Source organism: Lentzea chajnantorensis (assembly GCF_054300775.1).
The window spans coordinates 7,051,141-7,076,360 of sequence record NZ_JBSDZT010000002.1; the positions used below are offsets into that span (position 1 = coordinate 7,051,141).

Sequence of the window (25,220 nt, forward strand, 5' to 3'; positions counted from 1 at the left end):
CCTTTCACAGCGTCGTCAACACCCAGGTGGCAGCCAGCAGTCCGGGCCCGTGCGGCACCCACCGGCTGCGGCGCACCGCCGCGAGCCCGAGCGTGATCGCGCCGGCCAGTATCGCCGCAGGTAAGAGCCCAGCCGGGCCGAGCGCCGCCCCGAGCCCGAACGCGAGCTTGACGTCGCCGCCGCCCATCACCGCCGGGCGCAGCCGCCGCACCGCGAGATGAGCGCCACCGAAGAGGACCGCTCCGAGCACAGCCGCTCCCAGCCCGTGGAACTGCAGGGCGAGCAGCGCGACGGCGAGCGGCACCGTCAGCACGTCCGGCAGCCGCTGACACCTCAGGTCGACCGCCGCGAGCACGACGCCGAACGCCGCGAGGACGTACGACGCGGGCGGCGCGTCGCTGAGATCGGCGACCGTCCACAGCACCCCGAGGACGAACGCGAGCAGGACCGTGGTCATGAGTCCACGGTCCTGCTCGTACGACCCGGCACCAAATCACGCCCGTCGTGAACGGTCCATCCACACCCCTGTTCTCAGGTCACGCGGGGGCCCCGCGTTCCCCTGTGGGTCACGCGGGGCCCCCGCGTGACCCACAGCAGGGGAGGTCAGCGGGACCAGTCGAACAGGGTGTCGTTCTCCACCACGTCGACGTCCACCGCCGGGACGCCCAGCGCTTCCGCCGCCGCGTCCAGCGCGATGACCGGGCAGATCGGCGCGAACCCGGCGGCCTCGACCTCCGCCGGGTTCCACGTCACGATCCGCTGGCCGGCCCGCACCTGCTCGCCCTTGACGACGTGCAGCTCGAAGCCCTCGCCCTTGCGCTTGACGGTGTCGATCCCGAGGTGCACCAGCACCGCGGCACCGTCCGCACCGGCGACGACGAACGCGTGCGGGTGCAGCGTCACGACGGTGCCGTCGAGGGGTGACACGACGTCCGCGACACCGCGGACCGGTTCGACGGCCACGCCGGGGCCGACCATCGCCTGCGAGAAGACCGGGTCGGGGACGGCGGAGAGCGCGACCACGCGACCGGCGACGGGGCTGCCGACGCGGACGCTCACAGGAGGTCCTCGATGTCCGACGCGATGGTGTCCGCCTCGGGGCCGACGATGACCTGGACGACGTCGCCGGACTTGATCACGCCGTGGGCGCCGGTGGCCTTCAGGGCCGCCTCGTCGACGAGGGACCCGTCCTTGACCTCACAGCGGAGCCGGGTGATGCAGGGCTCGATCTCGATGATGTTGTCGGCTCCGCCCAGTGCGGCAAGGATCGCTTCCGGCCTGTTGTCAGCCACGTTCGTACCTCTCGTTCCCGTAACAGCGGTTGACACCAACTCTGTGCGCGGAGCATTCTCCCGCACCAACTGGTCTAGACCGGAAAGTACCACTAGCGAGGAGGTGAGCGGGTGCACGAGATCGTGGACGGGCCCAAGCCCAAGCACGCACAGCTGCGCGAGATCCTGCGTCGCCTCGCCGAGCACGACCTCGCGCCGGGCTCGCCCATCCCGTCCGAGCGCGACCTCGCTGACCGGTTCGGGGTCTCCCGCATCACGGTGCGGGCTGCGGTGGGGCAACTGGTCGCGGAAGGCCTGCTCACGCGGGCGAAGGGGCGCGGCACGTTCACCGCTCAGCGGCGCTACGACCTGCAGCTGCACCTGACCTCGTTCACCTCGGACATGGTCACGCGCGGGCTGGAGCCGAGCACCGAGGTCATCAGCTGCGGTGAGGGCGTGCCCGGTGGCAAGGCGGCGCTCGGGCTCGACGCCGACGAGACCGCCTACCGGATCGTCCGGCTCCGCAGGGCCGACGGGGCGCCGCTGGCGCTCGAACGCGGCTGGTACAGCCCGCACGTGCTGCCCGAGCTCGACCGGTGCGACCTGTCCGGGTCGCTCTACGAGATCATCGCGGCCCGCTACGGGGTCCAGCTCGACCACGCGCGGCAGACCGTGTGGGCCGAGACCGCCGACGGGGACACCGCGAAGGCGCTCGACGTCCGCAAGGGCAGCCCGCTGCTCGTGTTCCGCAGGGTCGCCAGCTCGCAGGGCCGGCCGACCGAAGACGTGACGTCCTGGTACCGGGGCGATCTCTACCAGGTGACCATGCAACTGGACCGGACCGTCCCGGGTTCCGGACCGAACTCCGCCAAGGGAGGTACCACATGAGCGCCAGCGCCCCAGAGGCGACCGGCGGTCGCGGGATCAAGGGCCTGGCGGGTGTGCAACGGTTCGGTCGCAGCCTCATGCTGCCGATCGCCTCGCTGCCCGCCGCCGCACTTCTCCTGCGTCTCGGCCAGCCCGACCTGCTCGGCAAGGACGGTCTGGGCTGGAACCAGGTCGCCGCCGTGATCGGCAACGCGGGCGACGCCCTGTTCGCCAACCTGCCGCTGCTGTTCGCGGTGGGTGTCGCCATCGGGTTCGCCCGTCGTGGTGACGGTTCGACCGCGCTCGCCGCCGTCGTCGGCTTCGTGGTCACCCAGGCCGTCTTCAAGGCGATGTCGCCGTTGGTGCTGGAGGTCGCGGCAGACCCCGCCAAGCAGCAGCAGATCAACTACTCGGTGCTGACCGGCATCGTGGTCGGTCTGATCTCCGCCGTGCTGTGGCAGAAGTACCACCGCATCAAGCTGCCCCCGTACCTCGCGTTCTTCGGTGGCCGCCGGTTCGTGCCGATCATCGTCGCGGGCGTCATGATCCCGGTCGCGGTCGTCATGGGCCTCATCTACCCGTGGTTCAACAAGGGCCTGCTCGCCATCGGCGAGTTCGTCTCCGGCAGCACGATCGTCGGTGCCGGCATCTACGGCACGGTCAACCGCCTGCTGATCCCGCTGGGCCTGCACCACATCCCGAACACGTTCGTGTGGCAGGTCTTCGGCGAGTACAAGGTCGGCGACGCCACCAAGACCGGTGACATCCAGCGGTTCTTCGCCGGTGACCCGACCGCGGGCACGTTCATGTCCGGCTTCTTCCCGATCTTCATGTTCGCGCTCCCCGCCGCGGCGCTGGCGATCATCCACACCGCACGGCCGTCGCAGAAGAAGATCATCGCCGGCATCATGGGCTCCGCGGCCCTCACCTCGTTCATCACGGGTGTCACCGAGCCGCTCGAGTTCGCGTTCATGTTCGTCGCCTGGCCGCTGTACGTCATCCACGCGGTCCTCACGGGCACCTCGCTCGCGATCACCAACGCGCTGGGTGTGAAGGACGGCTTCGGCTTCTCCGCCGGTGCGATCGACTACCTGCTCAACTTCAACATCGCGACGAGGCCGTTGCTGATCATCCCGATCGGTCTCGTGTACGCGGCGATCTACTACTTCCTGTTCCGGTGGGTCATCACCAAGTGGAACCTGAAGACGCCGGGACGCGATGATGACGAGTCGCCGGAGGCCGACGAGAGCGTCGTCGGCGGCAGCGGCGACACCGCGGTGCGCGAGAACGCGGCGGTGCGCGAGAGTGCGGCGGCGCGGGAGAACGCGGCGGCGCGGGAGAGCACGGCGGTGCGCGAGAAGCGCGCCCAGCGCGAGCAGTAACCAGGACAACCAGCTCTACCGGGAGGAACCATCATGGCCGAGCGACGGGTCACCGTGGCCAGCAAGGTCGGACTGCACGCCCGACCGGCCGCCCTGCTGGCGAAGGCCGCCGCCGACCAGCCGGTGCCGGTCACCATCCGCAAGGACGGCGGCGAAGCCGTGGAAGCGGCGAGTGTGCTGGGACTCATGACCCTCGGCGCCATGCACGGTGACGAGGTGGTGCTCAGCGCCGAGGGGGACGGAGCGGACGCTGCTCTGGACGCCATCGCGGAGCTGATCGCCACCGACCACGACGACTGAGCCGGCCGCGTCGGCCAGGTCGGAGGACCCGGGCCGTGAGCGGTCTGCCGGCAGCACCGGCAGGCCGCTCACGGCCCACCCGAAGTGCAGCACCACGAGCGCGGTGACCACGCCCGAGAGCGTCGAGGGCGTGGCCGCCGTCGCCACCAGCAGCCAGGCCCCGCCCGCGGCGACGGCGGGCGGCACGAGCAGTCCCGCGGTCCACCTGCGCAGCACCAGGAAGCCCAGGGTCGTGACCAGCAGCGCCGCACCGAGCGTGTCGCTGAACCGGTGCCAGCCCAGCGACACCGTCTCCGCGGCCACCGCTCCCGCGCCCAGCGCTCCCGGCACCGCCACGAGCAGCGCGAACCTCTTCGGCACCGCGAGCACGACCGCGACCACCGCCGCCACCGCCGCCGTCGTGTGCCCGCTCGGGAAGCTGTTGTGCACCAGCACCGCCTCGTCGTCCAGCGGCGGCCTGACCAGCACGTGCAGCTTCAGCACCTGCGCCAGCAGCACCGACCCGCCCAGCACGAGCAGCGGCGGGAACGACCTCCTGCGGGCGACGAGCACCACGAGCACGGCGGCCACGACGATCGCGATGTCCACGTCGGACGCCCACGACCGCTGCAGCGACAGTTCGGGCAACGCCGCGTTCTCCGCCTTCTGCCCGGACGACGTCCACACGAGCGCGAAGTACGTGATGAGGAATCCCAGCAAACTTCCGGCCATGCGTCCGATGCTGCGCAGGCCGGGCGATGGGAACGTCCCCGCAATGTCATGGTTGCGCTACAGAAGCGGCGCGGAACCCCCTGACCCGCGGATAATGGCGTCCGTGGCGATGGTCTTGCTGGTCGAGGACGACCCCGCGGTGCGCGAAGGGCTCGGTTTGGCGCTGCGCCGCCAGGGACACGACGTCCGCGCGGCCGTTACGGGCGAGGAGGGCGTGGAACGGCTCCGCGAGACCCGCCCCGACATCGTGGTCCTCGACATCATGCTGCCGGGCATCGACGGCTTCGAGACGTGCCGCCGGATGCGCGGCCAGGCCGAGGTCCCGATCATCGTGCTCACCGCGCGCGGCGACGACTTCGACGTGGTCGCGGGCCTGGAGGCGGGTGCGGACGACTACGTCGTGAAACCGGTCGAGCCGCGGGTGCTGGAGGCGCGGATCCGGGCGGTGCTGCGGCGGACGGTCTCCGAGCCGGCCAACGCCGAACGGCACGGCTCGCTGGTGATCGATCGGGCAGGCCTGGAGGTGCGCAAGGACGACGTGAAGGTCGCGCTGACGCCCACCGAGCTGAAGCTGGTGCTGGAGCTGTCCCGCACGCCCGGCCGGGTGCTGACCCGCCAGCAGATCCTCGAAGCCGTCTGGGAGCACGACTACCTCGGTGACTCGCGGCTGGTCGACGCGTGCGTGCAGCGGGTCAGGGCCAAGATCGAGGACGTGCCCTCCGAGCCCGCCTACATCCACACCGTCCGCGGCTTCGGCTACCGCTTCGGCCCTCGTTGACGTCGTGCGCGTGAAGTTCCTCCGCGGCCTCAAACCGCGCTTGATGGCCGCGTTCGCACTGCTGACGCTGCTGGGTGCGGTCGCCGCCGCCGGGTTGTCGTACGCCAACGCCCGCAGCCTGCTGCTGTCGGACGCGCAGGACGGGTTCATGAACCCGCTGGTCGAGGAGGTCCGCGACTACGCGCCCCGCGTGGCCGTGCCGCCGACCCAGCAGGACCTCGACGACATGGCGACGTACCTGCGCAGCTCGTCCGTGGTCGTGTACCAGGGGATGCGGTCGCGGTCCGGGAGCGCGCTGGACTTCGTGCCCGCCGAGCTGCGCGAGACGCTCAAGACCAGCAGGACCGTGCAGTGGCAACGGCGGACGGACCGCGCCGACCCGTACGTGGTGATCGGCATCCCGCTGCTGCAACCGTCCGGCGAACCCACGGGGGTCGAGGTGTGGGCGTACAGCTCGCTGGGCGGCCCGGCACGCGCGATCGACAGCTTCGCCCAGGCGGCGTGGCTCGGCGTGGCCCTGGTGCTGCCGCTGGCGCTCGGCCTGGCCCTGCTGACCGCCCAGGGGGTGCTGCGGCCGGTGCGGCGGCTGGGCGCGGCGGCACGGGCCCTGGGCGCGGGGCGGCTGGACACGCGCGTCGAGGAACGCGGCGCCGACGAGCTGACCGAGCTCGCGCGGACGTTCAACAGGGCAGCCGAACAGCTGGAGGCCTCCCAGGCGGCGTCCCGGCGGTTCGTGGCGGACGTGTCGCACGAGCTGCGCACACCGCTGACCGCGATGAACGCCGTGACGGGCGTGCTCGACGAGGACGCCGACGCGCTGCCGGAGGACACGGCGGTCGCGGCGCGGCTGGTGTCCGCGGAGACCCGCAAGCTGACCAGGCTGGTCAACGACCTGATGGAGATCTCCCGCTTCGACGAGGGCCGCAACGTGCTGGAGCTCGACGAGTGGGACATCGGCACCGCCGTCTCCGACAGCCTGGCCGCACGGGGCTGGACCTCGTCGGTGGAGGCGTCGCTGCCCGCCGGCGTGACGGGACGGGTGGACCGCCGTCGGCTCGACGTCGTCGTGGCCAACCTCGTCGGCAACGCCCTCAGGCACGGCAGCGCCCCCGTGACGGTGTCCGTGCGCCCCGGCGTGATCGAGGTGGCCGACAGCGGCCCCGGCGTCCCACCGGACGCACTCCCCCACATCTTCGACCGCTTCTACAAGGCAGACACGGCCCGCTCCCGTTCCGAGGGCAGCGGGCTGGGATTGGCGATCGCATGGGAGAACGCGCGCCTGCACGGCGGCACGATCGAGGCCGCCAACGCGCCGTCCGGTGGCGCGGTCTTCACGTTGCGGCTGCCCTGGTGACGCTGGCCGGGTGCGGGGTGCGGCCGACGCCGGTGCTGCCGGGCCCGGCGGCACCGACGGTGTCCGTGCGCGAGATGACGGTCTACTTCGTGTCCTCCGACGGCACGGACCTGGTGCGGCGCACGCGGTCGCACACCGGGCACGTGGACAACACGACGGCGATCACGACGCTGATCGCGGGGCTGACCGACGAGGAGGCGAAGCTCGGGCTGCGGACGGAGGTGCCGAAGACGGCGCAGCCGGTGCTGACCGTCTCGAACCTCATCCTGCTGCCCACCGACATGCTGCCGTTGACGAGGCTGGCGGCGTATCAGCTGTTCTGCACGGCGTACGCGAACGGGGCGTCGGTGAACGGGCTGCCCAGCGGGTTCGACTGCCCCTAGGACCTAGGTGTACTGATTCGTGACGTTGTTGATGTCTAGGCGGTCAGTCGGGTGATGGGTGGCTGGCCGCCGAGGGCGGTGTGGGCGCGTCGTGTGTTGTAGTGGTGGACCCAGCTGGGCAGGGCGGCCAGGCGGTGGTTGTTGCCGGTCCAGGCTCGGGCGTAGGCGAACTCGGTTTGCAGGGTGCGGTTGAAGCGTTCGGCTTTGCCGTTGGTCCAGGGGCAGCGGGGTTTGGTGAATCGGCGGCGGATGCCCAGCGCGACGCAGACCGCTGCCCAGGTGCTGCCGACGCGGTAGACCTTGGCGTTGTCGGTGAGCACCCGCAGCACCACGACGCCCTGGTCGCGGAACCAGGCCACCGCCCGGTGCAGGAAGCCCGCGCAGGTGCGGTCTTTCTCATCGGGCAGTGCTTCGACGTAGGCGATGCGGGTGCGGTCGTCGACCGCGACGTGCAGATAGTCGTAGCCGATACCGCGGCCGCGCACGGCTTCGCTGCGGCCGTGGACCCGCCAGCCGCCGCCGTCGGGCACGCGCCCGAGTTTCTTGACGTCGACGTGCAGCAGGTCGCCGGGCCGGGGGCGTTCGTAGCGGATGCCGCTGTGGCGACGCCGCACCGGCAGACCGGTGATCGGGTCGGCCGCGGCCAGCGCGGGCTCGCCGCGGCGGCGCAGGACCCGGCCGATCGTGGAGGCCGGCAGCCCGAGCAGGCCGGACAGGTGCACCGGGCCCCGCCGCGTCTCCCGCCGCACGGCCAGGATGCGGTCCTCGACCTCGACCGGTGTGCGGGCCGGGCTGCGGTGCGGACGCGAGCTGCGATCGGCCAGGCCCGCGTCGCCTTCACGCCGGTAGCGGGCCAGCCACTTGTGCACGGTGGCGCGGGAGATGCCGAGCTGCTCGGCGATGCACGCCGGTGACCACCCGGCCGCGCGGCGGGTCACGATCAGCCTGCGGGCATGGATCGTGGTGCGGGCGTTACTGTGCACGCGAGGACCTCCGTGTGCCGATGGGATGCGTCAGACACATCCACTCCGCCCGGAGGTCCTCCCATGTTCAACCCGACACGCCGTCAACAACCTGATTAGTCACTACACCTAGGTCAGGTGGCCGTCGTACGGACCGGCCTTGGTGACCTCGGTGCCGCCGCGGAACACCAGCTGCAGGCCGTGCTCCGGTTCCCAGGCGCACTCGGCCTCGATCGACACGTACACCGGCCCGTCCTCGTCGTCGCGCAGCACGGTCGGCACGCTCCGGCTGAGGTCGACGTGCGCCCAGACGTCCGCGGGCTCGTCGATCGGCAGCAGGTCCTCCTCGGCCACGGCCTCGGCCCGCTCCCGGTAGTACTCGAACACCGCCGCTGCCGCCGCGTCCCTGGCGCGCTCGTCCAGTGCGAGGAAGGCGCGGACGGCCGCGTGCCACTCGTCCTTGCCGGGGTCGTCCTCGTACCACCCGTCGAGCCGCACCGGCGCCGTCGTTCCCAGCACCCGCACCGCGACCGGTGCGCTGATCAGGCCGTAGCCTTCGGTGTCCGCGGTGACCGGACCGAGACCGGGGATGTCCACCCGTCGATGCTAGCGGTCAGGAACGGGCCGCGAGCTCCGCTGCCAGCGCCTTGCGCATCACGTCCCGCGGCGCCACCTCGCCGGTGAACTGCTCCACCTGCCCGAAGGCCTGGTGCAGCAACATGTCCAGGCCCGTCGCCAACGCCGTTCCGGCCCGTTCCACGGCCACCGCGACGGGTGTCGGCCACGGGTGGTAGATCACGTCCAGCACGAACGGCGCCCGTGCCAGCTCCGCCGCCAGCGCCGCCGTCGCCTCGGCCGGCACCGTCGACACCAGCACGTCCGACGCCGCCGCCAGCCCGCCCAGGTCCACTTCGGACAGCCGCAGCACGTCGACCGCCACACCGAGCCGGGCGGCGCACGCGACGGCCTCCCCCGCACGCGAAGGATCGCGCACCACCAGGGAGACCGACCGCACACCCAGGTCGGAGAGACCCGCCAGCGCGGCCGTGGCCGTGCCGCCGGCGCCGAGCACGACACCGCGCGTGCCGCCGGGGAAACCCTTCTCCCGCAACGCCCCCACGACACCGTCCACGTCGGTGCAGTCGGCGTGCCAGCCGGAGCCGGTGCGCACCAGCGTGTTCGCGGCACCGACGGCCACCGCGCGGTCGGTCACCGAGGACGCGAAGGCCAGCGCCGCGCGCTTCGTCGGCATCGTGCACGACAGGCCCACCCACTCCGGGCCCAGCGAGGACACCAGCGCGGGCACCCCGGCCTCGTCGCACTCGACGCGGCCGTACTCCAGGTCGAGCCCGAGGAACGCGTACGCCGCGTTGTGCAGGACCGGGGACAGCGAGTGGGTGATCGGAGACCCGATCACGGCCGCCCTGCGCACTAGTAGACGCCCTCTGCTCGCGCCTTCTGGTCCTTCACCTGGTGCTCCTGGTAGGTGACCGAGAAGCACGAGTCACCGTTCTTGTCGCACTTCACGAAGTACTCGAAGTTGCCGGGCTCCGGCTTGATCGCCGCCTGGACCGCCTCGACGCTCGGCGAGCCGATCGGGGTCGGCGGCAGACCGGGCGTGACGTAGGTGTTGTACGGGCCCGAGGCGTTGCGGTCGGAGTCCGACGTGCGGATGTGCGGCTGGTTGAGCTTGTAGTTGACCGTCGAGTCGAACTGCAGGGGCATCGGCTTCTTCAGCCGGTTGTAGATCACCTGCGACACCTTGCCGAAGTCCTTCTCGATGGCTTCCTTCTCGATCAGGGAGGCCATGACCAGCACCTGGTACGGGCGGAAGCCGGTGTTGACGGTGCCGCCGGGGATGCCGATGCTCTGGAGCTTCTGGGCGGAGGCGACGACGACGCTGCGGATCAGCTCGACCGCGGACGAACCGGGCTTGACCTGGTAGACGCCGCGCATGATCAGGCCTTCGAGGCGGAAGGCGGGCTCCGCGCGCTTCACGTCGGTGACCGCCCAGTCGGGCACGCCCAGCGCGACCGGGTCGGTGGTCTCGGCGGCAGCACGGATCTCCTCGGGCGTGAGGCACTTCTTCACGCCGTCCTTCTCCGTGCAGCTCGCGTCGGCGAGCTGGGAGAAGATGCCCTTGACGGTCTTGTCGCCGACCTTGATGTCCGCGAGCTTCACGCCGCCGATGATCTGCACGGCGGGCACGCGGGTCTTCGGGTCGATCATCTTCGCGACCGCGGTGGCGCCCGACATCTTCGTCTTCATCAGGTAGAAGCCGGGCTGGATGGTCGTCACGCGGGCGTCGTTCTTGCTGGCCTCGGTGAACGCGCGCGGCGAGGCGACGACGCCGCCCTCGTAGAGGCTCGTGGCGATGACGCTCACCACGTCACCGTCCTTCACCTCGACGATGGCGTCGGCCTCACCCGCGCCGGGGTAGTCCTCGAACGAGCCGATGCCGCGCAGCTCCCTGTAGCCGTAGTAGGCACCGCCCATGCCCACGGCGAGGATCAGCGCGACGACCAGCCACAGCACGGTCTTCTTGCGCTTCTTCGCCTTGCGGGCCGCGCTGTTGTCCCTCTTCGCGGCACGTCGTTCGTCGACGTCGCGATCGAACAACCCGAGATCGTCGCTCACGCCTCATCCTTTCGGGCGGATACCGCTCGTGCCCGTGCGTCCAGCCAAGACTGCAGGATCTCGACCGCGGCGGCCTGGTCGACCACGGCACGCTGCTTCTTGCCCTTCACACCGCGCTGCGCCAGCACCCGGCTCACCACGACGGTCGTCAGCCGTTCGTCGCTCAACCGGACCGGCACCGGGGCCACGCGCGCGGCCAAGGCGGCAGCGTACGCGGTCGCCGCCTCGGCTGCCGGACCGTGCCGACCGGCGAGGGTCTTCGGCAGGCCGACCACGACCTCGACCACGTCATGCTCGGCCACGAGACGTACGAGCTCCGTGAGGTCGGAGCCGCGCTTCTCGTCCCGCTGCAGGGTGACCAGCGGAGTCGCCAGGAACGCACCCGGATCGCTCAGGGACACTCCCACGCGAACCGATCCGACGTCGACGCCGAGCCTGCGACCCAGGCCCGGATCGTCGACGCCGGCGACGTCAGCGCTGCTCAAGCACCTTGTCCAGTTCGCCGGTGAGGGCCGCGATGGCCTCCTGGACGCCGGCCGGGTTCGTGCCGCCGCCCTGGGCGAGGTCCGGCTTGCCGCCACCGCGGGCGGCGATGGCCGGGCCGAACACCGGGACGAGCTTGCCGGCGGCCAGGCCCAGGTCACGGGCGGCGGCCGTCGTGGCCACCACGAAGCTGACCTTGTCGCCGTCGACCGAGAACAGGGCCACCACACCGGGCTTGGCGCCCAGCCGGTTGCGGACCTCGCCACCGAGGGTGCGCAGGTCGTTGCCCGACACGCCCTCCAGGCCGAGGGCCACCAGCGACAGCCCGCGCACGTCCAAGGCCTTGTCGGCCAGCGACCCGGCGTTGCCGAGCAGCTGGGCGGCGCGCACCTTCTCGAGCTCCTTCTCGGCGGTCTTCAGCCGCTCGACCAGGGACTCGATCCGCTCGGGCAGGCCGTCGGAGCCGACCTTCAGCATGTCGGCGAGGTTCTGCACGATGGCGCGTTCCTTGGCCAGGAACCGCATGGCCTCGATGCCGACGTAGGCCTCCAGGCGGCGCACGCCGGACCCGACCGAGGACTCGCCCAGCAGGGTGATCGGGCCGATCTGCGACGAGTGCTCGACGTGGGTGCCACCGCACAGCTCGCGCGACCAGGGGCCGCCGATCTCGACGACGCGGACCGTCTCGTCGTAGGTCTCGCCGAACAGGGCCACGGCACCCATGTCCTGGGCGCCCTGCATGTCGGTGTAGACCACGGCGACGGGCAGGTCCTTGCGCACGGCGAGGTTCGAGACCTCCTCGATCTCGCTGCGGGCCTCGGCGGACAGGCCACCGGTCCAGGCGAAGTCCAGGCGCAAGTAGCCGGGCTTGTTGTACGAACCGCTCTGCAGGGCCGACGGGCCGAGCACCTGGCGCAGGGCGGCGTGCACGACGTGCGTGCCCGAGTGGCCCTGGCGGGCACCGACGCGCCACTCCGGGTCAACGCGGGCCTCGACGTGCTCGCCCTCGCTGACCTCGCCGTTCACGACGCGCACCTGGTGCACCCACAGCTTGCGGGCGACCTTCTGCACGTCGAGCACCTCGAGCTCGGCGTTGCCGGTGACGATCGTGCCGGCGTCGGACTCCTGGCCACCGGACTCGGCGTAGAGCGGCGTGCGGTCGAGGACGACCTCGACGATGTCGCCCTCCTTGGCGCTCTTGACCCGCTGGCCGTTGAGGACGATGCCGCGCAGCGTGGCCTCGGAGGCCAGCTCGGAGTAACCGGTGAACTCGGTCGGGCCCTGTTCCAGCAGCTCGCGGTACACCGTCTGGTCGCCGTGGCCGGTCTTCTTGCCGGCGGCGTCGGCCTTGGCGCGGGCGCGCTGCTCGGCCATCAGCTTGCGGAACCCGTCCTCGTCCACGGACAGGCCGGCCTCGGCGGCCATCTCCAGGGTGAGGTCGATCGGGAAGCCGTACGTGTCGTGCAGCTGGAAGGCGCGGTCGCCGGGCAGCGTGGCGCGGCCGTCGGACTTCACCTCGGCGGCGGCGTTCTCGAAGATCCGCGAGCCGGCGTCGAGGGTGCGCAGGAACGTGTCCTCCTCGGCCTTCACCACCTGCTGGATGCGGGCGAACCCGCTGACCAGCTCGGGGTAGGCCGGGCCCATCGAGTCGCGGACGACCTCGGCGTACTGCTGCAGCACCGGCTCCGTGACGCCGAGGAGCCGGCTGCTGCGGATGATGCGGCGCAGCAGGCGGCGCAGCACGTAGCCGCGGGCCTCGTTGCCGGGCGTGACGCCGTCGCCGACCAGCAGCACACCGCTGCGGGCGTGGTCGGCGATGACGCGGAAGCGCACGTCGTCGACCTCGTTGGCACCGTACTTGCGGCCCGACAGCTCCTCGGCCTTGTTGATGACGGCGCGCACGAGGTCGGTCTCGTAGACGTTGTCGACGCCCTGCAGCAGGTAGGCGACGCGCTCGACGCCCATGCCGGTGTCGATGTTCTTGTTCGGCAGCGACCCGACCGGCTTGTGGCCCTCCTTGGGGCTCAGCTCGCCGCGGACGTCCTGCATGAAGACCAGGTTCCAGATCTCCAGGTAGCGGTCCTCGTCGACGACGGGCCCGCCCTCCTGCCCGTACTCGGGACCGCGGTCGAAGTAGATCTCCGAGCAGGGGCCGCCGGGACCGGGCACGCCCATGTCCCAGTAGTTGTCCTTGCCGTCACGGCGCTGGATGCGCTCGGTCGGCAGGCCGGCGATCTTCTGCCACAGCTCGATGGCCTCGTCGTCGTCCTGGTAGACCGTGACCCAGATGCGCTCGGGGTCGAAGCCGTAGCCGCCCTCGTCGACCGAGCCGGTGACGAGGGTCCAGGCGAGGCGGATGGCCTCTTCCTTGAAGTAGTCGGCGATCGAGAAGTTGCCGGCCATCTGGAAGAACGTCAGGTGGCGCGTGGTCTTGCCGACCTCGTCGATGTCCGGCGTGCGCACGCACTTCTGGATGCTCGTCATCCGCGAGGCGGGCGGTGGGGCCTCGCCGAGGAAGTACGGCTTGAACGGCACCATGCCGGCGTTGACGAACAGCAGGTTCGGGTCGTCGAGCAGCAGCGAGGACGACGGGATGTACTTGTGCCCGTTGCGTTCGAAGTGCTCGCGGAAACGCTTGATGATCTCGTGGGTCTGCACGGGAGTTCCTCGGTGTGTCGCGGGGAGTGGTCAGGGCGCGCTTAGGAGGCGAACGGTCAGTGCTTCCCGTTCGCCCTGGGCGCTCGACGCCCCGGCGTGAACCCCGTCTGCCGCTCCACGGTCTCCTGCAACTCCTGCTCCCGTTCGGCCATGCCCGCCCGCACCTCGGCCCCGAAGGACCCGATGGCGCCGGCGAGCTCGCGCAGGCCTTCACCCACGTTAGCCCCGATACCAGCGGGAGTCGCCTGCTTTGTGACCTCGGCGGCCTTCTTCGCGGCGAAGAGCCCGGCCGCGGCACCCAGCCCGAACCAGAAGAGGCGGCTCACCTCGCACCTCGCTTCAGGCGGCGCTTGGTGTGCTTGTTCGGCTGCTCGGCGGCCCGGCGGCGCGCCTTGACGGCCTTGCTCACGCCGTAGGACAGCGCGGCGGCCTTGACCAGCGGACCGCCCAGCGTGGCGGTGAACAGGCTGGTGAGCGCCGAGACGTTGCCGGTGACCGCGCGGGCGTTGGCCGTGATCCCGTCGACCCGCTCCAGCTGCGTGTTCACGTGCGTCAACGTCGTGTTGGCCTCGGTGAACAACGGGTCGGTGTTCTCGTGCGCCTTGCGCATCGCGACCGTGGCCTCGTCGAAGAACCGCGCTGCCTTGACCGCCACGATCGCCAGCACGAGCACGAGCAGCACGAACGCACCGGCGGCGACCAGCGCTGCGATCTGCCCTGGCGACACGGATCCTCCTGGTGACCGGCGTTTGGCTTGGTTGGCGAGGAGATTACCGGGTGGGTCCGACACCTGATCGGGCGGCACCTTTTGTTGATCTTCATGGGGTGGCGGGGAGAAGGGGCGGGTGAGGCGGACCGCGGGCGGGAGCGGCGCGGCGGCCACGGTCGGTTCGACCCAAATGAGATGCTGGGACCACATTGACGCGCGCCGTCACTGCCTGTGAAATTGCGGTCACACAGGGCTTGACACGGCGACCCTGCGCGGATGAAGTAAGGCAACCCTTAGTTGGTTATCGCTGGAGGCCCTGTGAAGCCGGTGTCCCACCTCGACTCGTACCGGCGGCAGGCCACGGCGGGCGCGCCGCCGGTTCCCGGGCTGAGCGCACCCTGGGAGGTGCGGCTCGTCCGGCCCGACGGGTACGACCTGCACCTCGTGCACCGCTGGCACCAGGCGCCGCACGTGGCGGCCTACTGGCGCAAGGCGTGGTCGTTGCCGGGGTGGGAGGAGGAGCTGCGCGGGCAACTCGCCGGGGACGACGTGCGGCCCGTGCTGGTCGGGTGGCACGGGCGGCCGGTGATCTACGCGGAGGTCTACCGCGCGGCGCGGGACGTGGTGGGCGGCTGCTACCCGGTGCGGCCGCACGACCTCGGGTTGCGGCTGGCGGTGGGAGAAGCTCGCGATGACCGACCGCGGGCTCGTGCGCGCGTTGCTCCCCCACCTGGCCGATGCGTTGTTCGAGGCCGATCCGCACTGCACGCGCATCGTGATGGAGCCGGACATCAGCAACACGCGTGCCATCCGCTCGTTCGAGGCCGGCGGGTTCGTCGTCAAGGACGAGGTCATGATGCCGAACAAGGTCGCGGTGCTGATGGTGTGCAAGCGCTGAGCCCCTGGCCAGCAGTCTCGCCCGCCCCCTCCTTGCAGACGCCAGTAGCCAGGGGCGGGACCTCGGGGCGTTGAAGGCACAGCATCGGGCAACCTGCTCAGAACGCGGTGATGTCCTGCGAGGCGCGTTCCCCGCGGCTGAACGCGCGCACGATGTCGATGCCCCTGTGGCGGTTCAGGGCCAAGCGCGACAACAGGTCGATGACGGTCTCGTGCACGTGGCGCGGGAACTCCGGGGTGTCCACGCCGACGCTCACGGCCAAGTCGTCCGCGTGCACGACGAACTCCATCACGCGGCTGGGCAGGTAGTCGTCCAGCAGCACGGCCCACGGGCCCCAGTGCGGCATGCGGACGGGGCGGTTGCCGGCCGCCGCCAGCAGTTCCGGCAATGCCGCCACGGTCTGCTCGAAGCGGTCGCACAGGTCGGCGTGGCCGCCGGAGGCCACGTGCTCGCCGCCGTCGCGGATGCGCGTGTGGAACTCGGAGTCGACGTCGAGCTCGGTCCAGCCCGCGCGCGCGTAGTGCTCCATCAGCGGGACGGTGGGCACGTCCTCCGCCGGCGCCTCCAGCATGCCCGGCAACGGCAGGACCTGGTAGGCGATGTGGCCGGCGAGACCGCTGACGCCGAACTCCGGCAGCGCGCTCGGGTCGTTCCAGTGGTCGGCGACCTGAGGGGTGCGCAGCAACGTCAGCACCTGGCGCGCGGTGGCCAGGAAGTCGTCGGTGATCGTCATGCGTCCGACGCTACCGCCGGATCCCGTTGGCGGGCACCGGTTCCGCCGCACTCGCGGATCACCCGCCCCGCACGACCCTGCGCAGCTTGGGCAGGCGGTCGGCGACGGCGCGTTCGGCGCCGCGGCCGGTCGGCTCGTAGTAGTCGCGGCCCACCAGGTCGTCCGGCGCGTACTGCTGCTGGAGCACGCCTTCCGGCACGTCGTGGGGGTAGCGGTAACCCTGGGCGTTGCCGAGCTTGGCCGCACCCGCGTAGTGGCCGTCGCGCAGGTGCGCGGGCACCGCACCGGTGGCTCCCTTGCGGACGTCCTCGATCGCGGCGTAGATCGCTGTGGTCACGGCGTTGGACTTCGGCGCGGTCGCCAGGTGGATGGTGGCCTGGGCGAGGTTCAGGGCGCACTCGGGCAGGCCGATCAGCTGCACGGCCTGGGCGGCGGCGACGCACGTCTGCAGTGCGGTCGGGTCGGCCATGCCGACGTCCTCGCTGGCGTGGATCACCAGGCGGCGCGCGATGAACCGCGGGTCCTCGCCCGCCTCGATCATGCGGGCCAGGTAGTGCAGCGCGGCGTCCACGTCCGAGCCGCGGATCGACTTGATGAACGCCGACGTCACGTCGTAGTGCTGGTCGCCGTCGCGGTCGTAGCGCACCGCAGCCTTGTCCACAGTGGACTCCAGCAGCGACAGGGTGATCACGCCGTCGTTGGACGCGAGCGCCGAGTCCGCCGCGGCCTCCAGCGCGGTCAGCGACCGGCGGGCGTCACCGCCGGCCAGCCGGACCAGGTGTGCCAGCGCGTCGGGTTCCACGACGACCGAACCGCCCAGGCCGCGTTCGTCGGCCACCGCGCGTTCCACGACCGTGCGCACGTGCTCGTCGGTCAGCGACCTGAGCTGCAGCACCAGCGACCGCGACAGCAGCGGGGACACCACGGAGAAGAACGGGTTCTCGGTGGTGGCCGCGACGAGCAGCACGATCCGGTCCTCGACCGCGCCGAGCAGGGCGTCCTGCTGGGTCTTGGAGAACCGGTGCACCTCGTCGATGAACAGCACGGTCGACTCGCGCGAGCGGACCAGCCGGCGCCGGGCCTCGTCGATGACCGCGCGGACCTCCTTCACGCCCGCGGACAACGCCGACAGCGCGACGAACCGGCGGCCGGTCGCCCTCGACACCAGCGTGGCGAGCGTCGTCTTGCCGGTGCCGGGCGGGCCGTAGAGCATCACCGACGCGGGCGTGGCGCCCTCGACCAGGCGGCGCAGCGGCGCGCCGGGACCGAGCAGGTGGTCCTGTCCGACGACCTCGTCGAGTGAGGCGGGGCGCATCCGCACGGCCAGCGGGGCGTTGGCCGCGATGCGCTCGGCCTTCTCCTCGTCGGTCGCGCCGAACAGGCCCTCGTCGAACAGACCTTCGCTCATGCGTTCGAGCCTAACCCGTGTGCGAGGATTGCCCCTCGTGCCCATCCCAGTGCCCGCTCCCAGGGCCGTCCTGCTGGCCGGCCCGTCCGGCTCCGGCAAGTCGACGCTGGCCGCCCACCTCGGCTGGCCGGTGCTGCGCCTCGACGACTTCTACCGCGACGGCGACGACCCGCTGCTCCCCCGCGACGACCACGGCCGTGCCGACTGGGACGACGTCGGGTCGTGGAACGCCGGCGCCGCACTGGCCGCCGTGGTCGAGCTTCTCCACGACCGGCACGGTCCAGGCGCCGGTGTACTCCATCGGCGAGGACCGCAGAACGGGCTGGCAGACGATCGAGCTGGGCGACGCGCCCGCGTTCGTCGCGGAAGGACTGTTCGCCGACCTGCTGGTCGACGGCGCGCGGAAGGCCGGGGTGCTCAGGGACGCGATCGTGCTCGCGCCCAGCGCGCCGGTGACGTTCGCCCGGCGGTTCGCCAGGGACGTGGCCGAGGCCCGCAAGCCGGTGCCGGTGCTGGTCCGCCGCGGGTTGCGGCTCCTGCGTCAACAACCGGTGGTGGTGCGCCGTTGCACTGACGCGGGCATGCGCGCGATGAGCCCTCACCGCGCCCGTGCCGAGCTCGGGACCACTGCCAATTCGTGATCGACTCGCTCCGCGGTCCGCCTGTACCGCGAGCGCGCTTCTGGCAGGATTCCGCCAACACCACGACCGGGGGTAAGCCGCGATGTCCGACACGCCCGGCTGGTCTTCACCCGACCAGCCCCACCAGCAACCGCACCAGCCGCAGCACGGCTACAACGCGCCGCCACCGCCGGGCGCGCAGCCGTCGATGAAGCCCGGTGTGATCCCGCTGCGACCGCTCGCGATCGGCGAGATCGTCGACGGTGCCGTCAGCACCATGCGCAAGCACCCGAAGCTCATCATCGGCGCGGCCGCCGTCGTCGCCGCGGTGACGCAGGTCCTCGGCCTGCTGGTGCAGCTGCCGTTCCTCGACGACCTCACCTCGGTCGCCACGCTCGACCCGAACACCATGACCCAGCAGGAGGCGGTGGACCAGCTCACCAGCGGTCTCGTCGGCTTCTTCACCGGCACGCTGCTCAGCGTGCTGCTGCTGGTGGTCGGCACGGTGTTCCTCTCCGGCTTCGTGACCGTGGTCGTCGGCCGCGCCGTGCTGGGCCAGCCGGTCACGTTCGCCGAGGCCTGGGACGAGTTCAAGCCGCGGCTGCTGCCGTTGCTGGGCGCGACGCTGCTCTACGGCCTGGCCGTCACCGCCGGCGCGATCCTCTGCGTCGTCCCCGGCGTCTGGCTGTGGGTGCTGTTCGGCCTCGTCACCCCGGCGCTGGTGCTGGAGCGCTGCGGCGTGGGCACCGCGTTCGGCCGCTCGCGGACCCTCGTGCGGGGCGCGTGGTGGCGGACGTTCGGCGTCCTGCTGCTCGCCGCGCTGATCAGCGCGATCATCAACTGGATCATCAGCATCCCGTTCACCCTGCTCGGGTCGGCCACGACCGGTTTCTCCGGCGACCCCACGGCCGCGCTGAGCATCGGGTCGCTGGTGTTCACGACCATCGGCGCGATCATCGCCTCGACGATCACGCTGCCGTTCACCGCGGCGGTGACCGTGCTGGTCTACGTCGACCGGCGGATGCGCGCCGAGGGCATGGACATCGAGCTCCAGCGGGCCGCGGGGCATGGCGGTCTCTGACGTACCCGTCGACCTCGACCGCGACGAGGCCCGCGAGGCCGCCGTCCGGGAGCTGAGCGACCCGGCGTACGTCTCCGACGACCCGAACCCGGTCGAACGCGCCCTGCGGTGGGTGCTGGAGCAGCTGGACGAGCTGTTCGCGGGTGCCGGCGGCATGAGCGGCATCACCGCCGTCACGATCATCGTGGCGGTGGTGGTGCTCGTCGTGGTCGTCGTCCGGTTGCGCACCGGGCGCACCGGCCGCGCGCTGCGGTCGGGTGCGCAGGTCTTCGGCGACGCGGTCATGACCGCGGCCGAGCACCGGGCCGCGGCCGACCGCGCGGCCGCCGCCGGCGACTTGGCCGAGGCGGTCCGCGAACGGTTCCGCGCCGTGGTGCGGGAGCTGGAACAACGGGGAGTGCTCGACGCGCGGGCCGGTCGCACCGTCGCCGAGGTGGCCGCCGAGGCGGGTCGCTCGCTGCCGGGCCTCGCCGACGACCTGCGCGGCGCGGCGGTGCAGTTCGACGACGTCCGGTACGGCGGCCGGACCGCCACGGACCAGGGCTACCGGCAGCTGGTCTCCGTCGACGACCGGGTGCGCGGATGACGGCGGTCTCCCCCGACGCGGGGCGGATCTGGTCCGCTGCCAGAGGACCGCTGCTCATCGGCGTGATCATCCTCGCGACGGCGGTCGTGATCACGGTGCTGCGCGGCAGCGGCGAGGGCGGCTCGCTCGACCCCCGCTCGTTCCAGCCGCAGGGCAGCCACGCGCTGGCGGAGCTGTTGCGGCAGAACGGGGTGCACGTCGAGCTCACCGACGACGTGTCCGCTGTGGACGGTGCGACGCTGTTCGTCGCGCAGCCGAACCTGATCGACCCGGCACGGCTGGCCGGCCTGAGCGAGGCGGCCGCGGCGACCGTGCTCGTGGCACCGGCGAGCGACCTGGGCCGCGTGGAGGTCGAGACCCGCCAGCCGGGTTGCCCGCTCGCGGACCGGGCCGGTGCGGTCACGACCGGCGGGTTCACCTACACCGGCGAGCAGAGCTGCTACGACTCGACGCTGGTGCGCACCGGCACGGTCACGATGATCGGGTTCGGCGGCGTCTTCACCAACGACGACCTCGACGAGGAGGGCAACGCCGCGCTCGCGCTCGCGTTGCTCGGCCAGCACGAACGGCTGGTCTGGTACCTGCCGGCCGCGGCGGACCGCTCGCAGCAGAAGGCGCTGTCCGACCTCGTCCCGGCCGGATGGCTGTTCGCGGCGCTGCAGCTGGGGATCGCGGCCGTGGTGGTCGCGCTGTGGCGGGCCCGCAGGCTCGGCCGGGTGGTGCCAGAACGGCTGCCGGTCGTGGTGCGCGCCGCCGAGACCGTGGAGGGCAGGGCCCGGCTGTACCGGTCCTCGCACGCGGCGGGCCACGCGGCGGCGGTGCTGCGGCAGGCGACCCGCGACCGGCTGGCACCGCTGCTGGGCGTGCCGGTGGGTGCGGACCCGTCCGAGGAGATCGCCCGCAGGACTTCGCGTCCGGTGCCGCAGGTGCGGACGCTGCTCTACGACGACGGGCCGGTGGACGACCGGGGGCTGGTCGCGCTGGCCGACGAGCTGGACGCTTTGGAGAACGAGGTGCGCAAGGGATGACGGCAGTGGTCACCACCGAGGAAGCACGCACGGCGCTGGTGGCGTTGCGCACGGAGATCGGCAAGGCCGTGGTGGGCAACGACGCCGCGGTGACGTCGCTGATCCTCGCGTTGCTGTGCAGGGGGCACGTGCTGCTCGAAGGCGTGCCCGGCGTGGCGAAGACGCTGCTCGTGCGGGCCATGGCGAAGGCACTGGACCTGGAGACGACGCGGGTGCAGTTCACGCCGGACCTGATGCCGGGCGACCTGACCGGGTCGCTGGTCCACGACGCGCACAACGCCACGTTCTCGTTCCGCGAGGGCCCGGTGTTCACGAACCTGCTGCTGGCCGACGAGATCAACCGCACGCCGCCGAAGACGCAGTCGGCGCTGCTGGAGGCGATGGAGGAACGGCAGGTGTCCGCGGACGGCAAGACCCGGCCGCTGCCGGCGCCGTTCATCGTCGTGGCCACCCAGAACCCGGTGGAGTACGAGGGCACCTACCCGTTGCCCGAGGCGCAGCTCGACCGGTTCCTGCTCAAGGTCACCATGCCGGTGCCGGGGCGGGAGCAGGAGATCGACGTGCTGACCCGGCACGCGTCCGGGTTCGACCCGCGCGACCTCTCGCACCTGTCGGCGGTGGCCGGGGCGGAGCACCTGGAGGCTGGTTCCGCAGCCGTGCGCGCGTTGACCGTCGCACCCGAGGTGATCGCGTACGTCGTGGACGTGTGCCGTGCGACGCGCCAGTCCCCCGCGGTGCGCCTGGGCGTTTCTCCGCGTGGCGCAACGGCTCTGCTAGCTGCCGCACGGGCGTGGGCGTGGTTGTCCGGACGTGACTACGTGACGCCGGACGACGTGAAGTCGCTGGCGAGGCCCGCGTTGCGGCACCGGCTGGAGCTGCGCCCGGAGGCCGAGCTGGAGGGCGTGACGGCGGACGGCGTGCTGGACGGCGTGCTCGGGGCCGTTCCGGTGCCGCGCTGACGTGGCGCTCACGGGCCGCGCGGCGCTGCTCGCGCTCATCGGGGTGTTCGTCGTCGGGCTGGTCTTGCCGTCGTGGCAAGGAATTCTCGTCGTGCTCGCGGTGCTGGTCGTGTGTGTGGCGGCCGATCTCGTGCTGGCGGCGGGCGTCCGGCGGTTGACGTTCTCACGCGCGGGAGCGACGTCTGTGCGCACGGGCGAGCTGTGCTCGGTGCAGTTGACGGTGCACAACCCCGGTCGTCGGTTGCGCGGTGTTCTCCGGGACGCGTGGGCGCCTTCGGCGGGGGTGGTGGCCGACCGGGTGGCCGTGGACGTGCCCGCCGGCGGGTCGCGGACGCTGACGTTCGAGCTCCGGCCGGTGCGCCGAGGGGACCGCACGGCGGATCGCGTGACCGTGCGTTCTCTGGGCCCGCTGGGGATCGCGGCCCGGCAGGGGTCGCACGAGGTGCCGTGGACCGTGCGCGCGTTGCCGCCGTTCCACAGCCGCAAGCACCTGCCGCCGTTGCTGGAACGCCTGCGGGAGCTCGACGGCCGCCGGGCGTCGCTGATCCGCGGCGCGGGCACGGAGTTCGACTCGCTGCGGACGTACGTGATCGGCGACGACGTGCGGTCGATCGACTGGCGTGCGTCGGCGCGGTCATCGGACGTCGTGGTGCGCACGTGGCGGCCGGAACGCGACCGGCAGGTGCTGATCGTGCTGGACACCGCGCGCACGGCGGCCGGTCGGGTCGAGGGCTCGCTGGGTGGCCTGCCCCGGCTGGACACGGCCATGGACGCGGCGCTGCTGTTGTCCGCGCTCGCCGTTCAGGCGCGCGACCAGGTCGGCTTCCTGGCCCACAGCGGCAAGGTGCGGGCCTCGGTGCCGCGCGCGACGCTGCCGGCCCTGGTCGCCGCGATGGCGCCGCTGGAGGCCGAGCTGGTCGAGTTCGACGCCCGCGGCGCGGTCGCGGAGGTGCTGCGGCGTGCCGCGCGCCGGTCGCTGGTCGTGCTGCTGACGTCGCTGGAACCGTCGATCGAGCACGGCCTGCTGCCGCTGCTGCCGGCTCTGGCCGCGCGGCACCGGTTGCTCATCGCGTCGGTGTCCGACCCGGCGGTGCACGCGATGGCCGCCGGACGCGGTGACCTGGAAGCCGTCTACAACGCCGCCGCCGCGGAACGCACGTTGGCCGAACGCCGCCGTCTCACCGCTTTGCTCGCACGGCACGGTGTCGAGGTCGTGGACGCGTTGCCCGACGACCTGCCTCGCGCGCTCGCGGACCGCTACCTGTCGCTGAAGGCGGCGGGCAAGCTCTAGGTGTACTGATTCGTGACGTTGTTGATGTCTAGGCGGTCAGTCGGGTGATGGGTGGCTGGCCGCCGAGGGCGGTGTGGGCGCGTCGTGTGTTGTAGTGGTGGACCCAGCTGGGCAGGGCGGCCAGGCGGTGGTTGTTGCCGGTCCAGGCTCGGGCGTAGGCGAACTCGGTTTGCAGGGTGCGGTTGAAGCGTTCGGCTTTGCCGTTGGTCCAGGGGCAGCGGGGTTTGGTGAATCGGCGGCGGATGCCCAGCGCGACGCAGACCGCTGCCCAGGTGCTGCCGACGCGGTAGACCTTGGCGTTGTCGGTGAGCACCCGCAGCACCACGACGCCCTGGTCGCGGAACCAGGCCACCGCCCGGTGCAGGAAGCCCGCGCAGGTGCGGTCTTTCTCATCGGGCAGTGCTTCGACGTAGGCGATGCGGGTGCGGTCGTCGACCGCGACGTGCAGATAGTCGTAGCCGATACCGCGGCCGCGCACGGCTTCGCTGCGGCCGTGGACCCGCCAGCCGCCGCCGTCGGGCACGCGCCCGAGTTTCTTGACGTCGACGTGCAGCAGGTCGCCGGGCCGGGGGCGTTCGTAGCGGATGCCGCTGTGGCGACGCCGCACCGGCAGACCGGTGATCGGGTCGGCCGCGGCCAGCGCGGGCTCGCCGCGGCGGCGCAGGACCCGGCCGATCGTGGAGGCCGGCAGCCCGAGCAGGCCGGACAGGTGCACCGGGCCCCGCCGCGTCTCCCGCCGCACGGCCAGGATGCGGTCCTCGACCTCGACCGGTGTGCGGGCCGGGCTGCGGTGCGGACGCGAGCTGCGATCGGCCAGGCCCGCGTCGCCTTCACGCCGGTAGCGGGCCAGCCACTTGTGCACGGTGGCGCGGGAGATGCCGAGCTGCTCGGCGATGCACGCCGGTGACCACCCGGCCGCGCGGCGGGTCACGATCAGCCTGCGGGCATGGATCGTGGTGCGGGCGTTACTGTGCACGCGAGGACCTCCGTGTGCCGATGGGATGCGTCAGACACATCCACTCCGCCCGGAGGTCCTCCCATGTTCAACCCGACACGCCGTCAACAACCTGATTAGTCACTACATCTAGGCAAGCAAGATTCAGACGGACGTGGGCACGACGTCCTCGCGCTCGCCCGCGTCCACGTCCCCGGTCTCGCCCTCCAGCGCCGCCCGCCGCCCGATCACGAAGACGTACAGCAGGAACAGCACCTCGGCGGCCACGCCGATGCCGACCCGCGCCCACGTCGGCCACCCCGACGGCGTCACGAACCCCTCCAGCACACCGGACACCAGCAGCACCACGACCAGCCCGAGCGCCACGGCCACCACCGCGCGGCCCTCGGTGGCGAGCGCGGCAGCACGGGTGCGCGGGCCGGGGTCGATGACCTGCCAGCCCAGCCGCATGCCGATGCCCGCCGCGACGAACACCGCCGTCAGCTCCAGCAGGCCGTGCGGTGCCAGCAGCCCCAGGAACACCTCACCGCGGCCGGCGCCGAACATCAGGCCGACGCCGACGGCGAGGTTCACGGCGTTGGTGAAGAGCAGGTAGATCGGCGGGAGCGCGAACAGCACGCCGAGCAGCAGGCACGCGGCGGCCACCCAGGCGTTGTTCGTCCACACCTTGGCCGCGAACGAGCCCGCCGGGTCGCTGGAGTAGTAGGCCTCGTAACCGCCGCCGGCCCTGGTCATCTCGCGCAGCTCGTCGGGTGCGGCGATCAGCGCCTGCACGTCCGGGTTCGTCGCGATCCAGGCCGCCATGACACCGGTGAGCAGGTAGAACGCCACCCCGGCCGGAACCCACCAGCGCCATCCGCGGTAGACGGCGGCCGGGAACCGGTGTGTGAAGAAACGGGTGAAGATGCGCCATGCGGGCGTGTGCGTGCCCGTCACCGCAGCGCGCGCACGCGCGACCAAAGTGGAGAGACGTTCCACGGTGGCCACGTCCGGTGTCTGGCTGCGCACGGTCGACAGGTGTGTGGTGACGCGCTGGTAGAGCTCGATCAGCTCGTCGGCCTCGGGCCCGGTCAACCGGCCGGACCTGCCGACCAGCTGGTCGAGCCGCTCCCACGACGCGCGGTTGCGCTCGATGAACACGTCCAGATCCACGATGGGTCACACTA

Annotated in this window: 29 protein-coding genes and 2 pseudogenes; 14 read left to right on the forward strand and 17 right to left on the reverse strand. The window is 71.7% G+C overall.

What is annotated here, in order from left to right; genetic code table 11:
• Nucleotides 1–4 precede the first annotated feature (4 nt).
• The 3 genes from ACVDFE_RS33780 to ACVDFE_RS33790 form a co-directional block, all read right to left on the reverse strand.
• Complete coding sequence (locus ACVDFE_RS33780) at nt 5–457, reverse strand: prepilin peptidase (RefSeq protein WP_458433351.1); 453 nt, start codon at nt 455–457, stop codon at nt 5–7.
• 146 nt (nt 458–603) lie between these two features.
• Nucleotides 604–1,059 (reverse strand): PTS sugar transporter subunit IIA, encoded by a 456-nt coding sequence (locus tag ACVDFE_RS33785; protein ID WP_360387025.1) that lies wholly within the window; start codon nt 1,057–1,059, stop codon nt 604–606.
• Nucleotides 1,056–1,292, reverse strand: a complete 237-nt coding sequence (locus ACVDFE_RS33790; protein WP_360387022.1) for a PTS glucose/sucrose transporter subunit IIB — start codon at nt 1,290–1,292, stop codon at nt 1,056–1,058. Before ACVDFE_RS33790 ends, ACVDFE_RS33785 begins: the two co-directional genes overlap by 4 nt.
• Nucleotides 1,293–1,403: 111 nt before the next feature.
• On the opposite strand from ACVDFE_RS33790, the gene ACVDFE_RS33795 reads away from it, so the two are divergent.
• Genes ACVDFE_RS33795 through ACVDFE_RS33805 form a run of 3 tightly spaced genes read left to right on the forward strand, consistent with a single transcriptional unit; the run spans nt 1,404 to nt 3,820 of the window.
• Nucleotides 1,404–2,159, forward strand: a complete 756-nt coding sequence (locus ACVDFE_RS33795) for a GntR family transcriptional regulator (RefSeq protein WP_360387019.1) — start codon at nt 1,404–1,406, stop codon at nt 2,157–2,159.
• Nucleotides 2,156–3,520 (forward strand): PTS transporter subunit EIIC, encoded by a 1,365-nt coding sequence (locus tag ACVDFE_RS33800; RefSeq protein ID WP_458433352.1) that lies wholly within the window; start codon nt 2,156–2,158, stop codon nt 3,518–3,520. The genes ACVDFE_RS33795 and ACVDFE_RS33800 overlap by 4 nt, the downstream gene beginning before the upstream one ends.
• Before the next feature lie 33 nt (nt 3,521–3,553).
• Nucleotides 3,554–3,820, forward strand: a complete 267-nt coding sequence (locus ACVDFE_RS33805; protein ID WP_360388343.1) for an HPr family phosphocarrier protein — start codon at nt 3,554–3,556, stop codon at nt 3,818–3,820.
• A gap of 219 nt (nt 3,821–4,039) precedes the next feature.
• On the opposite strand, the pseudogene ACVDFE_RS33810 reads toward ACVDFE_RS33805, so the two are convergent.
• Nucleotides 4,040–4,531: pseudogene (locus ACVDFE_RS33810) on the reverse strand (phosphatase PAP2 family protein); the annotation flags it as partial.
• 103 nt (nt 4,532–4,634) lie between these two features.
• On the opposite strand from ACVDFE_RS33810, the gene ACVDFE_RS33815 reads away from it, so the two are divergent.
• From ACVDFE_RS33815 to ACVDFE_RS33825, 3 genes are read left to right on the forward strand one after another with little or no spacing between them, the layout of a single operon-like run.
• On the forward strand, nt 4,635–5,309 hold the full coding sequence (locus ACVDFE_RS33815) for a response regulator transcription factor (protein WP_458433353.1): 675 nt from the start codon (nt 4,635–4,637) through the stop codon (nt 5,307–5,309).
• Between the two features lie 10 nt (nt 5,310–5,319).
• A complete protein-coding gene (locus ACVDFE_RS33820; protein ID WP_458433354.1) occupies nt 5,320–6,663 on the forward strand; it encodes a sensor histidine kinase in 1,344 nt (447 codons plus the stop codon).
• Nucleotides 6,660–7,046, forward strand: a complete 387-nt coding sequence (locus tag ACVDFE_RS33825; RefSeq protein WP_360387007.1) for a hypothetical protein — start codon at nt 6,660–6,662, stop codon at nt 7,044–7,046. The genes ACVDFE_RS33820 and ACVDFE_RS33825 overlap by 4 nt, the downstream gene beginning before the upstream one ends.
• Before the next feature lie 35 nt (nt 7,047–7,081).
• Here the strand turns inward: ACVDFE_RS33825 and ACVDFE_RS33830 are convergent, their stop codons facing one another.
• The 8 genes from ACVDFE_RS33830 to ACVDFE_RS33865 form a co-directional block, all read right to left on the reverse strand.
• Nucleotides 7,082–8,029: an IS481 family transposase gene (locus ACVDFE_RS33830; RefSeq protein ID WP_458429237.1), complete on the reverse strand. Its 948-nt coding sequence runs from the start codon at nt 8,027–8,029 to the stop codon at nt 7,082–7,084.
• Between the two features lie 108 nt (nt 8,030–8,137).
• The gene (locus ACVDFE_RS33835; protein ID WP_458433355.1) at nt 8,138–8,605 is read right to left on the reverse strand and encodes a DUF6985 domain-containing protein; all 468 of its coding nucleotides are present in this window, start codon (nt 8,603–8,605) and stop codon (nt 8,138–8,140) included.
• A 16-nt stretch (nt 8,606–8,621) separates the two neighbouring features.
• Nucleotides 8,622–9,440: a shikimate dehydrogenase gene (locus tag ACVDFE_RS33840; protein ID WP_458433356.1), complete on the reverse strand. Its 819-nt coding sequence runs from the start codon at nt 9,438–9,440 to the stop codon at nt 8,622–8,624.
• Nucleotides 9,440–10,645, reverse strand: a complete 1,206-nt coding sequence (gene mltG, locus ACVDFE_RS33845) for an endolytic transglycosylase MltG (protein WP_360386998.1) — start codon at nt 10,643–10,645, stop codon at nt 9,440–9,442. The genes ACVDFE_RS33840 and mltG overlap by 1 nt, the downstream gene beginning before the upstream one ends.
• The gene (gene ruvX, locus ACVDFE_RS33850) at nt 10,642–11,130 is read right to left on the reverse strand and encodes a Holliday junction resolvase RuvX (RefSeq protein WP_458433357.1); all 489 of its coding nucleotides are present in this window, start codon (nt 11,128–11,130) and stop codon (nt 10,642–10,644) included. The genes mltG and ruvX overlap by 4 nt, the downstream gene beginning before the upstream one ends.
• A complete protein-coding gene (gene alaS, locus ACVDFE_RS33855; protein ID WP_360386992.1) occupies nt 11,117–13,786 on the reverse strand; it encodes an alanine--tRNA ligase in 2,670 nt (889 codons plus the stop codon). The genes ruvX and alaS overlap by 14 nt, the downstream gene beginning before the upstream one ends.
• Before the next feature lie 56 nt (nt 13,787–13,842).
• Nucleotides 13,843–14,112: a hypothetical protein gene (locus tag ACVDFE_RS33860; RefSeq protein ID WP_166046713.1), complete on the reverse strand. Its 270-nt coding sequence runs from the start codon at nt 14,110–14,112 to the stop codon at nt 13,843–13,845.
• Nucleotides 14,109–14,513 carry a DUF948 domain-containing protein gene (locus tag ACVDFE_RS33865; RefSeq protein ID WP_360386989.1) on the reverse strand — a complete coding sequence of 135 codons (405 nt, stop codon included), beginning with the start codon at nt 14,511–14,513 and terminating at the stop codon, nt 14,109–14,111. The genes ACVDFE_RS33860 and ACVDFE_RS33865 overlap by 4 nt, the downstream gene beginning before the upstream one ends.
• A gap of 426 nt (nt 14,514–14,939) precedes the next feature.
• On the opposite strand from ACVDFE_RS33865, the pseudogene ACVDFE_RS33870 reads away from it, so the two are divergent.
• Nucleotides 14,940–15,173 (forward strand): annotated as a pseudogene (locus tag ACVDFE_RS33870) (GNAT family N-acetyltransferase); the annotation flags it as partial.
• A 13-nt stretch (nt 15,174–15,186) separates the two neighbouring features.
• A complete protein-coding gene (locus ACVDFE_RS33875; RefSeq protein WP_458433358.1) occupies nt 15,187–15,393 on the forward strand; it encodes a GNAT family N-acetyltransferase in 207 nt (68 codons plus the stop codon).
• A 97-nt stretch (nt 15,394–15,490) separates the two neighbouring features.
• Here the strand turns inward: ACVDFE_RS33875 and ACVDFE_RS33880 are convergent, their stop codons facing one another.
• Genes ACVDFE_RS33880 through ACVDFE_RS33890 form a run of 3 tightly spaced genes read right to left on the reverse strand, consistent with a single transcriptional unit; the run spans nt 15,491 to nt 17,835 of the window.
• Complete coding sequence (locus tag ACVDFE_RS33880) at nt 15,491–16,126, reverse strand: maleylpyruvate isomerase N-terminal domain-containing protein (protein ID WP_458433359.1); 636 nt, start codon at nt 16,124–16,126, stop codon at nt 15,491–15,493.
• A 58-nt stretch (nt 16,127–16,184) separates the two neighbouring features.
• Complete coding sequence (locus ACVDFE_RS33885; RefSeq protein WP_360386981.1) at nt 16,185–17,534, reverse strand: replication-associated recombination protein A; 1,350 nt, start codon at nt 17,532–17,534, stop codon at nt 16,185–16,187.
• A gap of 10 nt (nt 17,535–17,544) precedes the next feature.
• The gene (locus tag ACVDFE_RS33890) at nt 17,545–17,835 is read right to left on the reverse strand and encodes a hypothetical protein (RefSeq protein ID WP_458433360.1); all 291 of its coding nucleotides are present in this window, start codon (nt 17,833–17,835) and stop codon (nt 17,545–17,547) included.
• Here ACVDFE_RS33890 and ACVDFE_RS33895 point away from each other — a divergent pair.
• The 6 genes from ACVDFE_RS33895 to ACVDFE_RS33920 all read left to right on the forward strand — a co-directional run bounded on the left by ACVDFE_RS33895 (nt 17,825) and on the right by ACVDFE_RS33920 (nt 23,099).
• Nucleotides 17,825–18,175, forward strand: coding sequence for a hypothetical protein (locus ACVDFE_RS33895; RefSeq protein WP_458433361.1), 351 nt, complete (start codon nt 17,825–17,827; stop codon nt 18,173–18,175). The genes ACVDFE_RS33890 and ACVDFE_RS33895 overlap by 11 nt on opposite strands.
• 82 nt (nt 18,176–18,257) lie before the next feature.
• On the forward strand, nt 18,258–19,235 hold the full coding sequence (locus ACVDFE_RS33900; RefSeq protein ID WP_360386976.1) for a hypothetical protein: 978 nt from the start codon (nt 18,258–18,260) through the stop codon (nt 19,233–19,235).
• Nucleotides 19,222–19,821, forward strand: a complete 600-nt coding sequence (locus ACVDFE_RS33905) for a DUF4129 domain-containing protein (protein ID WP_360386973.1) — start codon at nt 19,222–19,224, stop codon at nt 19,819–19,821. Before ACVDFE_RS33900 ends, ACVDFE_RS33905 begins: the two co-directional genes overlap by 14 nt.
• On the forward strand, nt 19,818–20,849 hold the full coding sequence (locus tag ACVDFE_RS33910) for a DUF4350 domain-containing protein (protein WP_458433362.1): 1,032 nt from the start codon (nt 19,818–19,820) through the stop codon (nt 20,847–20,849). The genes ACVDFE_RS33905 and ACVDFE_RS33910 overlap by 4 nt, the downstream gene beginning before the upstream one ends.
• The gene (locus tag ACVDFE_RS33915; RefSeq protein ID WP_458433363.1) at nt 20,846–21,808 is read left to right on the forward strand and encodes an AAA family ATPase; all 963 of its coding nucleotides are present in this window, start codon (nt 20,846–20,848) and stop codon (nt 21,806–21,808) included. Before ACVDFE_RS33910 ends, ACVDFE_RS33915 begins: the two co-directional genes overlap by 4 nt.
• Before the next feature lies 1 nt (nt 21,809).
• On the forward strand, nt 21,810–23,099 hold the full coding sequence (locus tag ACVDFE_RS33920; protein WP_458433364.1) for a DUF58 domain-containing protein: 1,290 nt from the start codon (nt 21,810–21,812) through the stop codon (nt 23,097–23,099).
• 28 nt (nt 23,100–23,127) lie between these two features.
• Here the strand turns inward: ACVDFE_RS33920 and ACVDFE_RS33925 are convergent, their stop codons facing one another.
• Nucleotides 23,128–24,075 carry an IS481 family transposase gene (locus ACVDFE_RS33925; protein WP_458429237.1) on the reverse strand — a complete coding sequence of 316 codons (948 nt, stop codon included), beginning with the start codon at nt 24,073–24,075 and terminating at the stop codon, nt 23,128–23,130.
• Nucleotides 24,076–24,198: 123 nt separating this feature from the next.
• Nucleotides 24,199–25,206 (reverse strand): stage II sporulation protein M, encoded by a 1,008-nt coding sequence (locus tag ACVDFE_RS33930; RefSeq protein ID WP_458433365.1) that lies wholly within the window; start codon nt 25,204–25,206, stop codon nt 24,199–24,201.
• Nucleotides 25,207–25,220 lie beyond the last annotated feature (14 nt).

Excerpts from the sequence above, each read along its gene's own strand:
- ACVDFE_RS33780 (WP_458433351.1), bottom strand. The coding sequence starts at position 457 with ATGACCACGGTCCTGCTCGCGTTCGTCCTCGGGGTGCTGTGGACGGTC.
- ACVDFE_RS33800 (WP_458433352.1), top strand. The coding sequence starts at position 2,156 with ATGAGCGCCAGCGCCCCAGAGGCGACCGGCGGTCGCGGGATCAAGGGC.
- ACVDFE_RS33805 (WP_360388343.1), top strand. The coding sequence starts at position 3,554 with ATGGCCGAGCGACGGGTCACCGTGGCCAGCAAGGTCGGACTGCACGCC.
- ACVDFE_RS33875 (WP_458433358.1), top strand. The coding sequence starts at position 15,187 with ATGACCGACCGCGGGCTCGTGCGCGCGTTGCTCCCCCACCTGGCCGAT.
- ACVDFE_RS33880 (WP_458433359.1), bottom strand. The coding sequence starts at position 16,126 with ATGACGATCACCGACGACTTCCTGGCCACCGCGCGCCAGGTGCTGACG.
- ACVDFE_RS33885 (WP_360386981.1), bottom strand. The coding sequence starts at position 17,534 with ATGAGCGAAGGTCTGTTCGACGAGGGCCTGTTCGGCGCGACCGACGAG.
- ACVDFE_RS33890 (WP_458433360.1), bottom strand. The coding sequence starts at position 17,835 with ATGGAGTACACCGGCGCCTGGACCGTGCCGGTCGTGGAGAAGCTCGAC.
- ACVDFE_RS33900 (WP_360386976.1), top strand. The coding sequence starts at position 18,258 with ATGTCCGACACGCCCGGCTGGTCTTCACCCGACCAGCCCCACCAGCAA.
- ACVDFE_RS33905 (WP_360386973.1), top strand. The coding sequence starts at position 19,222 with ATGGCGGTCTCTGACGTACCCGTCGACCTCGACCGCGACGAGGCCCGC.
- ACVDFE_RS33910 (WP_458433362.1), top strand. The coding sequence starts at position 19,818 with ATGACGGCGGTCTCCCCCGACGCGGGGCGGATCTGGTCCGCTGCCAGA.
- ACVDFE_RS33915 (WP_458433363.1), top strand. The coding sequence starts at position 20,846 with ATGACGGCAGTGGTCACCACCGAGGAAGCACGCACGGCGCTGGTGGCG.